This is a genomic window from Rosistilla ulvae (assembly GCF_007741475.1).
Taxonomy (GTDB): Bacteria; Planctomycetota; Planctomycetia; order Pirellulales; family Pirellulaceae; genus Rosistilla; species Rosistilla ulvae.
On sequence record NZ_CP036261.1, the window covers coordinates 4,922,773 to 4,934,274 of the forward strand.

Sequence of the window (11,502 nt, forward strand, 5' to 3'; positions counted from 1 at the left end):
CGCCGCAAGCATGGATCGAATCAAAACGGGAACAGGCGTCCCAAACGAGGGGACCGTAATCGAAGACAGAAACCTGCATGGAAATTTAACTTTATTGCCATTTTTCCTGTCGCAACCGTTGACAGTCCGAGAGCCCTATTTAGAATGAAGGCATCAAAACAACACAAGCTTAACAAAGAGCTTTCCGGTGAGATTACTGCCCCGTTCTCACCGGATTTAGGCCCGCTCGGGTACCTGCCCCGCCTGAGCGGGCGTTTTTATGCGCCGACATAAATTTGATCGGCCCTCTCCGCGACCTGCATTCGATCGCGACTGCCCATCTCACGGTTCGGTTGTTACGAGTTGTCGATCAACCCGAAAAACCGACAGCCTTCTAAGACGCCGCTTGTCGCCTTCTGATCCGTGACGACCAGCCGGTCGGTCCACCCCGATTCTCGATGAGCCGAACGCGTCGCTTCGACAACGCTTGCATCGGCATTCCCCACGACGATCGCGCGGTAACCGGCCGTCAATGCAGCCAAGTCGTTTCCCGAATCTCCGGCAAAGATCAGCTCGGTTTCACTGCGGCCCACATGCTCCGCCCACCATCGCAGCGCGAACGCCTTGGAAGTTCCTTTCGGCAACAAATCGATCAACCCATCCCCGTTAAACGGATCGACACTGGTGATCATCGAAAACGGTAGCTCGCCGATCCGATCTGCTATCTGTTGGGCGAGGGCCGACAAATCCGCTTGATCGGCGTAGTAGCTGAGCTTAAAACGCCCCTGCTTCTCAGGCTCTTGCAACCGCAAGCCGGCGATCGATTGCAACGTCTGCCGAACGGTTTCCAGCGGGATCCCATCGGACAGATTCTCCAGACACGATTCATATCCTTCAACCGACACAAATCGCCCCGAGCCAAGCGACTGGCAGATCGTGCTGCCGACATCGCAAATGATCCAGTCGGGAGCGGGGAGATCAAAATCAGCGATCGCTTGCTGCGCCGACTGCAGATGCCGCCCGGTGACGAAGACCAACGTGGCGTCGGTCGAAGCAAAGTGCTGCCGCAATCGCAACAGGTCGCGGCGGTTTCCCTCGCAATCGTCCAAGGGGATCAACGTTCCATCGAGATCGGTAGCCAAGACGGTTGGCGGCGTGTGCATGCTCTTTCCTGGTGCGAAGTTGATTTTCAGCGAACGATGTGGCGAACGGAATCAGATCCGTTGCATCCACATGATTTGATACGATTCCATCTCGTGCGGCTCGCTGGATGCTATCGTGTCGCCGGAGATCACATCTTCAAAAAACCGCCCCAGCCCCGCGGTCCGCAACAAATTGCCGGCGATCGTTTGCGGATACTCGCTGAAGTTGGCGATCACGATCAAGCGATGGGCTTCATGCATCCGCACAAAACACAAAACATGCGGGTTCCCCAGATCGACCAACTTCATCTGCTGGCCAGCCAGCGCGGGAAGCGATTGCCGCAGCGCGATTAAACGCTGCAACGACAAGAAGATCCGCGACCGAATCGATCCGTTGCCCGAAGCGATGTGATCATCCAATTCGTCCAAATAATGCCATTGCATTTTTGGGCGATGGATCCAACGCGTATCGCCAGCTTTGGCGGGATCTTTGACGAAATCATAATCGTTCAACATCCCCCACTCTTCCCCCAGATACAGCAGCGGAATCCCGCCGATACTGAGCGTGATCCCTTGCAATAACAGCATCCGCCGAATCGCAAGCTCCTTCAGTTCTTCGGAATCCTCCTCGATCGCTTGCTCCAATCCGGCCAACGAGGCCATCGTTCCCGAGATCCGCATGTCCCCGGTCTGCAGGTTCTCCTGGAACGGCACACCGCGAGCGAAGGAACCTTCGAACTGCCCCGTGTAAAACCGGTTCAGAAAATTTCGATGATCAAACCCGTTGATACCGACCGCCGCGGCATCGGCATCGTCGAACGTCCAACCGATGTCGTCATGGCAGCGCAAATAATTCACCCACGCGGTACGCGGTGGCAATTGATGCCGGTGGCTTAACGACCGCGACAACAGCCCGACGTTGCGCGTGGCCAGCGACTCCCAAAGCAACGCCATCAAGGTTGGGTTGTACGAAACCTGACATTCCCGCTCGCCGATGTATTTCACGACGTCATCGGGATGCACGATCGCTTCGGATTTAAACAACATGCCCGGCGTCGCAATGCTCGACAGCCGATTGAACGCCTGGATCAACATGTGCGCTTCGGGTAGGTTCTCGCACCCGGTCCCCATCTGTTTCCAGATGAACGCGACCGCGTCGAGTCGCAACATATCGACACCGGTGTTGGCGATAAAAAACATCTCTTCGAGCATCGCCCGAAAGACCGCCGGATTGCTGTAATTCAGATCCCACTGAAAGCTATTAAACGTCGTCCACACCCATTGCTGCATGCCGTCGTGCCAGGTGAAGTTCCCGCGGCGGACCGTCGGAAAGATCTCTCGCAACGTCCGTTCGTACTGGTCGGGAATCTCGCGATCGGGATAGATGTGGTAGTAGCGTTGAAACTCCGGATCGCCAGCCTGAGCCTGCAGCGCCCATTGGTGATCCTCGGAGGTGTGGTTGAACACAAAATCCAACACCAACACGATTCCCGCCGCCCGCAATTCGTCGGCCAGCAGACGCAAATCCTCCACCGTCCCCAACCGCGGATCGACGCTGCGATAATTGCTGATCGCATACCCACCGTCGTTGTCGCCTGGCCGCACAGCAAACAGCGGCATCAGGTGCAGGTAGGTCAGGCCCAACTCCTTGAAGTAACCGATGTATTGGCGAAGCTTGCCCAGATTCTCACTGAACAAATCGACATACAACGCCCCGCCAACAACCTTTTGCGACGAGAACCAATCGGGCTCGTTGATCCGATGATGATCCTGCTCGCGGAGCACCGGCGAGCGTGCCGCCCACGCTTCCGCCGCGGTCAGCAGGATCTGTTCTAGATGATAGAAAAAATCATAACGCGAGCCATACAGATGCATCAACAAAGCGAACAACGGACGCCAATGTTCCGTTAACCGCAGTTCGAATTCATGCACATCGGCCGGTTCGACTTGCAATCGTTCCCAAGCCGCATCCAACGCCGGGCGCAAACGCTTCAGCGATAGATCCGCTTCGAATTGGTAAGGCGCATTGGCAGACTTTCGTCCAGGCGAATTTGCTCCGTTAGGATTCGATACGATCATTCGGGATGACGATGTTCTCTAGGAAGTTGTAGTACTCGATGCCTTCAAGGATACCGCGTGCGTTCTTCCCTTCCGCGAAATAAATCCGCGGTCGGTTTCGCAAACGCTCCAGTTCGGGGCCATGATTCCCCACCACAACACCCAACGTTCGCCCCAACAGCATGCCCGCATCATTGCCCGAATCGCCGGCGACAAGCACATGTTCCGGCGAAAAGCCCCATTTCCAAAGCAGATGGCGCATCGAAAGGTCGCTGCCGCCGCGAACCGGGATGATGTCTAAATACATCCCCAATGACAGCACAACTTTAGCACGCAAGCCCGCCTCGCGAAGCCTCTTTTTGATCTCGGTCACCGACGGCGAGGACTCGGGATCGATCTCATAACTGACTTTGTATTCGGATTGGTGGTCATCGGTTTGCCGGTAAAAACCGGGCAAAGAGTCCAATGCCTTGTGAATTTCTTCCGGCTGCCATGCGTAACCGATCTGCTTCTGCCAGGTTCGATCAGGCGTCAACTTGGGGCCATAATGCAATTGGGTCCCGACATCGGTATCCATTAGATCGGGGCGTGGCAACCCCAACTCTTCGATCAACTCCATCGCACTATTCAAATGGCGACCGGTGGCAATCCCAAACCCAATGTTATCGTGCTGACGAATCACTTCGACCAACTCTTGAAGCGCTTCGTTGTCGCCAGTCAACGAATTATCCAAATCAGTGATCAACAACCGATCGAATTCGGGGATTCGGCGGGCACGCGGGCGATGCACCAACGCCGGTTTGGCCGAGTGCTCCAGGATGTCACTTAAATCACGCAAGTAGCGACGCGCGTGGTTGCCCCACGAGTAATGCTTTCGCGTGCCTTCGATCCCGGCTTGCGACCATGTATGCCACTGCTCCGGTTCGGTCAGGACACGCAACAGCGCCTTCTCGATCGCATCGCCATCCATCGGATCGACCAACAGACCGTTTTCACAGTTCGCGATGATATCGCGCGGGCCGCCATCGTTGGTTGCCACGATCGGCAACCCCGTCGCCCCTGCTTCGAGCAACGTCAAACCAAAAGGCTCCGTCAGCGCCGGATTAATGAACACCCCTTTGCCGACCGTCGCCAATCGGTACAACTCCGGCACGTCGCAGGGCACATGCGACTTGGGATAGGCGACCTTGCCGTACAGGTCATAGTGATCGATCAAACGCAACACGTTATCGATCACCTGACGTTGGCCGCGGGGCAGATCGTCGAGATCATCGCGAGTTCCCATCAACATCACAAGGTTCGCAGTCTCTTGCAATTCCTCGCTGCGACCGTACACCTCGACCAATTTCTCAAGGTTCTTGCGTTCATCGGGACGCGCCATCGTCAGGATCATCGGTTTGTCCGGATCGCGAAGAAAACGCCCCAGTTCGTCGGCGATTTCCGGCGACTGCCAGTCTTCGCCGGGGGGGGAGAATTGCCCCAAATCGACTCCCGGCGGAATCACCTCCATCCGCTCGGGAACATAATGGTGATACAGCGAATACTGCTGTTCGACCTCTTGGCTGGTGCTGGTGACGACCATCGAAGCGGTCTCCAAGGCCATCTCTTCTGCCTCGGTTCGCAACCCAAATTTATAGCGTCGCTCCAACGTCTCTTCGCTGGTCTTCCCCAACGACAACCGTTGGCGTTTCACTCGGCCCAGCGAATGCCCGGTAAAGACGAACGGGATATGCAGCAAGCGAGCCAATTGCGCCCCAGCCATCCCCGCGTCGGCATAGTGGCCGTGGATGATATCGGGCAATCCATGGCGGCGAAAATGGACCAGCGTCTGGTCGATGAACAATTCCAGGTAGGGCCACAACCCCTCTTTCTTCAGATAGCGCTTGGGACCAAATGGGATTCGGATCAGTTTGGCGTTATCCGCGATCTGCTCCTCCAACTGGCCGTAACAGGGGTCGACCTTGGGATCCAAGATCTGGCGTGTCAGCACTTCGACTTCGCGAACATGCGGTTGCGCCGCCAGTTCGCGGGCCAACTCCAAAACGTATTTCACTTGTCCGCCGGTATCCGCGTCGCGTCCCAACTCGGAATCCTTGACGCGGATCAGCCCATGTAGGCTGATCAGAGTAATTTTTAGGTGATTCTCTTTCTCAAGCAGACTCATATCGTCCTGATGCGTGGTTGTGAGTTGAAATTCGTGTCCGGTTTGAATGATTGCAGCCATTGCTGTGCTCCGCCCTAAATTTCAGCGCCAACGTCAATCGGGGCGCTTTCAAAGCGACCGATTCCGACGAGCAGCGAATCCTGTTTCCAAAAGTTCGGTTTGACGACGGCCCCAAAACGTCCGAACGCCAGCCAACAGTTGACTTGCTTGCAAATCAGCAGCAAGATGCGTGCCAATTTGCCGAACCCCGTGGATTCCGCCGATTGAATCAGGAAATAGATCGACTTTGGGACAAACAATTCCCTCAAAATTGCTTCGCGTCCAAGATGGTGGTTGTTCAAACAACAATCGGCACCATTATAAACCAATCGATCCAGCCGTGCGCGTTCTCACCAACGGTGCCGCAGGGCCATGCACATTTTCAAACTGGAGCGGCTCAGAGATTGAAAACCCGACACCTCAGCGAGGCATTCACACGGTGCCTCGCTGACGCGTCGGGTTATCACGAGAGCCTAAACCCAAACACTGAACGGCCCTCAGCGGTGCCGCCCTCCAACGAGTGAAGAGGCATGGACCAGGGGATGAAGTTCGAACCAACAGGGCTCGCCGACACGCGTCGAGAGAGCGCTGCCGCTGTCGCGTCGAGAGAACGACGGAAGCGCGGACACTTTTTTCCGCGACAAGAATTATCGATTCGGCACGATGCTTGTTTCGCAAGCACACGTCCGCGCGATGTGCCTACCAAACGCCCCTCGTCCGCGACGCAGGCCGCCATCGCATAGCAGACGCCAATCGTCGACAGCTCACACCGCGCTAAAATGCATCACGGCAAAATAGGTCGCCGGATCGGTCCAGACTTCATCGACGCTCAATCCAGCCTGGGCGGCCAACGCCGCAAAGCCGCCGACATCGTACTTGTGCGAATATTCGGTAAGAATCCGTTCACCGCGTTGGAACACGAATGCTGTCTCACCGATCGCAACCCTTTGCTCGATACAGCTTTCAATGTAGATCTCGATCCGAGATTGCTGGGCATTGTAGATCGCAACATGTTTGAAATGATCGACCTGAAAATCGGCGTCCAACTGGCGATTGATGCGATGCAGCAGGTTCAGATTAAACGCTGCTGTCACCCCCAGTTCGTCGTCGTAGGCGTCCAATAGAACCTGCGGATCCTTATCCAGATCGACCCCGATCAACAAACCGCCATGCGAATCGCATTGACGCGAAATCATGCCCAACAACTGGACCGCCGCGGAGGGCTCCAGATTGCCGATCGTCGATCCAGGAAAATAGACGGTGATCGGCGACGATCGATACGCCTCGGGCAATTCAAACCCTTGTGTAAAATCAGCGACGATCGGGTGGATGTCGATATGCGGGTAATCGGACCTCAGCGTTTCCGCCGTCGACAACAAGTGGTCCTCGGAGATGTCGACAGGAATGTAGGCGATCTGATTTTCCAAATGGTCCAACAGATGCCGCGTCTTGGTGCTGCTGCCGCTGCCATATTCGACCAAGACCGCACCAGATCCGATACGTTGTCCGATCGCATCGGCGTTGTCGACCATGATCTGCGATTCGGTCCGCGTCGGATAATAACTGTCGAGCTGACAGATCTGATCGAACAACTGCGATCCACGCTCGTCGTAGAAATATTTACAGTGCAGTTGTTTCTGTTTTTTTGACAGTCCGGTCAGGACATCTTGCCGAAACTCCGCCTCGTTTTCGTCGGCGGTTGCCGTCCCCAACTTCGACTGCGGCAACGGGGATGGTTTGATTGGTTGCATTGTTCCGTAGGGGCAAAGAGTCCAAACGTCTGTTCGCTGCACAGACACCGACTCGTCAACGTCCGCCAAAGAGCCCTGGATCGAATCGGCGATTGAATCCTATCGCTCCGATCGGGCCGGGACAAGCAACGCCCCAAGACGAACCCGCTGCACCCCACGCCATCCCGCGCAAGCGAAAAGCTCGAATCGCTTGCCTCTTGCGATTCTCGGGCAACGAGAATCGCAAGGCATGCGCGTCGAGCTTTTGCATCGATCACTTCGCAACACGTGCGACTAAGGAACGACATCTCCCAGCACCAGGATCTGCCCAACACGGATGTTGGTCCCTTGGTACTTTGGTTGCTTCAGTTCGGTCTCGGGATCCTTCAACCGAAACGCAACACTCTGCCGATCGGGCTGTTCCGAATCGACTTCAACCGTCACGGTGTGAACTTCCGCCGGGTCCAACCCACCAGCAACGGTCAGCGTAGCGATCCGATGGTAGGTGCAGTAGCTGTCGAATCGCGGCCGCGGTTTAGGCTGCTTCTTGCCGTCGACGGTGATGATGACTTGGCCGCCATCGGGCCCCAGTAGATCGTACAGTTTGGCGGTCGATCCACGGAACTTGAATGTCAATTTGCTGCCAGGTTGGGTCGCTTCGAACAAGGTTCCCATGCGATTGCCAAATCGCTTGGCCAGCGTAGCATCGGCGGGCAATTGCTCCCATTGGGGCGAGAGCATTTCCGCAGTGATCGGGACCATTTTCGCAGCTTGCCAATGATCTTCGACAAATGGTGTCTTCAACTTGGCGGCGTGGTCGATCGGTGCCGACGTCTCGCCGATCAGGCGAACCGCGTCGGCGACCACATCAGCGTAAATCTGATGCCCCTCGTCCAACGGATGGACACCGTCGCTAGAGAACCGCACAACGCCCGGCTCGGTTGGCTCGGCCGACTTGTAAATCAGCTTGCCCGCCTGCTGCAGTTCGACAACTTTCATCGCAAAGTTGATCGATGGGATCCCGTAGTGATCGGCCAACATCTCCATTGCCGAAGCTGCACGTGGGCAAAGTCCCTTTTCCAGATCGCCTTCATAACCGACGCGGTACGTGTAGACAAAACAGATGTCGGTGCGGGGATTATCGGCCCAGGTCTGACGCACGATTCCCTCCATCGCTTTCCAGATCTGTTCGGGGGCCGCACCACCATCGTTGACAGCAAATTCGACGAACAACAGGTCGGGCTTGTGTTGTAGCGCATCGCGACCGACGCGGAACACCCCAAGATCGCTTCCCGTTCCGCCAATCGCAGCGTGAATCTCTTCGACCTTCGCCTCGGGGAATTCGTCGGCGAACCATTGTCGCGTCTTCACACGCCATCCCGCCGCGGCGGTAATGGAACCGCCAAGGTAGCCGATTTTTACCGGCTTCCCTTCGCGCAACTTGGCCAACACATTACCCAACCCATCGCGTGGGCGAACCAATTCCGCGGTCACCGCCGCGTATTCGGGCTGTTCCGCCGCGGCGGATGGCATCGCCGACAGCAGCGTCGACAGACAGACCGCCAACGCGGTGAATCGGTGGATTGAAGTTATCGATTTCGCAAAGCTCATGATGTTCCTTTGGAGGTGCTTATTTTACAGGTAGGGTGTGGCGATAGTTGTCTTGAAAGAGTCCGATTTTGTCAAACGGAATTTCTTCAAACGATGACAAGGCTTCGGTTAAACGAGCGTCCTTCAGCCGGGTGAACGATCCGTCCGACAATTCGCTGCCACCGACCTGCACCGGATTTTCGGTGCTTCCGGCGATGTTGGTGAAACCTTGGATATCCTTCGTCGATGCGATCCCTTTGGCGGCACCGGTGGTATTAACCGCCAAGTTGTCGGCGATATCCAGTTTGTCCAACAACTTCATCACGCCGCCGCTAAAACTGCCGACCTGTTTCGAGCAATCGACAAACACGTTGCGGAGAATCGCATTGTGCAGCGGCTGGCGAGGGGAATCGTCCATGATCACCGCCAGACTTGGATAGCGATCGCTCCACGGCGGATTGCGATAATTCATCGCTTCAGCTTTCTCTTCCAGATTCCAACCGGCATACTTCGGGTTGTTCCACTGCTTCCAAGTCATGCCGCGCGAATCGAGATGCAATCCGATCGGGCAATCGATCACGAGATTATTGACCACGCGATTATCGCGGCCGCCGCCGATCATGATCGCTCGACCAGCGCGAACAAAGACGTTCCCTTCGATCGTGTCGCCGCTGTCGCAATCGTCCAGATAGACTCCCATCGTGTTGACGTGCTTCGAATCGCCACCACCCAGGTCGTGGATGTAGTTGTGTCGCAGGACATTCCCTTGGCTGGTCCAGTCGCGGCCGGTGTAAAACGCCCCCGAATCGCCCGTCTCCATCACCACGCGATAGATCTCGTTGCGTTCCATCAAATGCTCGTTGCCACCGTACAAGATCGCGTTATGCGGGGCGTCATGAATCAAGTTATTTCGAACGATCTGTCCGCATCCCTTCACGCTGATCCCCGCCGCATAGCTGCGTTGAAATTTGCCGTAGTCATGGATGTGGCTGTTGACCACCAAGTTCTTGGCTGGCGTGAGCGTCTTGCGATCGCCACCGCGGACCGAGATCCCCGCTGTCCCCAGATTGTACAGATCGCAGGATCGGATCGTGTTTTCGGTTCCGTTGATCGAGATGCCACCACGCGACACGTTGGCGACCGTGCACCCGGCGAATTCAACCGCGGTTGTCTCTTTCAAAGAGATCCCGTCGGCGATGCCATACTCAAACCGCAAGCCTTCGATCTTGATGTGGTGTGCGTTTTCCATGCGGACCAACGATTGGGGCAGCGTCGCCAACACGATCGATGACGATGACGCCGTCTCCGCCGGATAGTAGTACAACTGGCGACCCTTGCGATCCAAATACCATTCGCCCGGGGCGTCCAACTCCTCTAAGACGTTGAAGGCGAAGAAGCGGCGTTTCGATCCGCCCCAGGTGCCGGCCATGATTCCATAGTTGTGCGGTGCCGCCAGTCGGATCACTTGTTTTTCCGCATCGTACGCGCCGATACGAATCACTTCGTCGGACCAGTCGTGCGTCCAGAACCCCAACAGCCAAACGCCTTCGTCCAGGTTCCAGCGCGTCGGCCGTGGGTCCCTAAATTCAAAAGCCCCCGGTCGCGCTTTACGCCGCGCCGGATCCTCCGAATCGGGATCGGCCAACCCCGAATCGATCGCCTTGGAAAAATCTGCCCAGCCCTCGTTTTCGGCGTCCAAATTGGGCCAACGGGCGAGCGTCATCGGCTGTTCATCGACATACAACCACGGTCCGCCAGGCGTTCCGCGAAACGACGTTTTCCATTGAGAGATCTCTTTAGGAAACATCGACGTTAAATCGGCGACGCGCACCTTATCGCGGACACTCTCGTCCAAACGTTCCCGAATCTCGGGATCCGACACCGCGACAAAACTGTCCGAAGGGATCGTCAGCCCACCGCTGATCAGTGCGGTTCCGGGCTGGATCGCGCGATAGACGACCGGTGCGGCGGCGCTGCCACTGTCCTCGGCGGTCAATTTAAACGAATGCTCGATCCGATAGGTCCCTGGCCCGACCAGAACGTTCACTGCTTGGTCGGGTTTCAGTTGTCCCGATTTCCGCGCTGCACGAATCCGGTCGCGAGCTTCGGTAAGCGATTTAAACGGCTTCGCCTGACTGCCGTTGCCTCCGGGCTGTGCATTGGCGGCGACATGTAGATCGATCGCCCACCCTTGCGCCGGGGAGAACAGCAGCGCGACCCAGCCGAACATCAGACCGAGGGCCCAACGCCGCGTCGTATCCCCAACAAATGGGCAATCGACGAGAAGAGAGGCAGCAAAAAGATAACTTGATTTTTTTGAAAACTTCCGAGTTGCTAAAAACATCTTGTGCTTGGTGAGAGGAATGGAAAGTTGGGGGTATTTTGAAGCGATTTGCAGGAACGCACCGCTAGCTGTCGGCAGGAACACTTTTGGGGACCCCATCTCGGGACGCCAAGAATTCGCAAACGGTATCGTTCGCCCCAATGGTGGTGCGGAAAATTGCAGCGGCCGTTTTCGCCATCAGCCAGCTCAAGCCAACCTCTACTGCAATGCGTGAGAAATCGCTCGGGATTCGAACGAAAACGCAGCAGCCGACAGGGCGTTCCGGCAAGTTACCTATCATAACACGATGCCCTCGGATCGCCCCACGGCTGGCGCTAAAACGGCGACGATTTACCGTTAGAGGGATCTTAGGTATTGAACGAGTCCATAGAATTGCCGCGACCAGGCTCGTTGCAACGCTTGCTATCGTCGGGGTGGATCGATGACAGGCTTGAACCTTTTTGCGGTTCTTTACGT

At 56.2% G+C, this 11,502-nt stretch carries 6 protein-coding genes; all 6 read right to left on the reverse strand.

All coding sequences use genetic code 11. The annotated features are described in order from the left end of the window. Positions 1-335 precede the first annotated feature (335 nt). Entirely contained in the window at positions 336-1,142 is an 807-nt protein-coding gene (locus tag EC9_RS17385) for an HAD-IIB family hydrolase (RefSeq protein WP_145347171.1), read from the reverse strand. A 51-nt stretch (positions 1,143-1,193) separates the two neighbouring features. Next, positions 1,194-3,200 (reverse strand): alpha-amylase family glycosyl hydrolase, encoded by a 2,007-nt coding sequence (locus EC9_RS17390; RefSeq protein ID WP_145347173.1) that lies wholly within the window; start codon positions 3,198-3,200, stop codon positions 1,194-1,196. Then, positions 3,181-5,403, reverse strand: a complete 2,223-nt coding sequence (locus EC9_RS17395; RefSeq protein WP_246105747.1) for an HAD-IIB family hydrolase — start codon at positions 5,401-5,403, stop codon at positions 3,181-3,183. The genes EC9_RS17390 and EC9_RS17395 overlap by 20 nt, the downstream gene beginning before the upstream one ends. A 743-nt stretch (positions 5,404-6,146) precedes the next feature. Beyond that, a complete protein-coding gene (gene egtD / locus EC9_RS17400) occupies positions 6,147-7,133 on the reverse strand; it encodes an L-histidine N(alpha)-methyltransferase (RefSeq protein ID WP_145347175.1) in 987 nt (328 codons plus the stop codon). Between the two features lie 273 nt (positions 7,134-7,406). Continuing rightward, entirely contained in the window at positions 7,407-8,723 is a 1,317-nt protein-coding gene (locus EC9_RS17405; RefSeq protein WP_246105748.1) for an SGNH/GDSL hydrolase family protein, read from the reverse strand. Between the two features lie 19 nt (positions 8,724-8,742). Continuing rightward, entirely contained in the window at positions 8,743-11,046 is a 2,304-nt protein-coding gene (locus EC9_RS17410; RefSeq protein WP_218934218.1) for a right-handed parallel beta-helix repeat-containing protein, read from the reverse strand. Between the last annotated feature and the right edge of the window lie 456 nt (positions 11,047-11,502).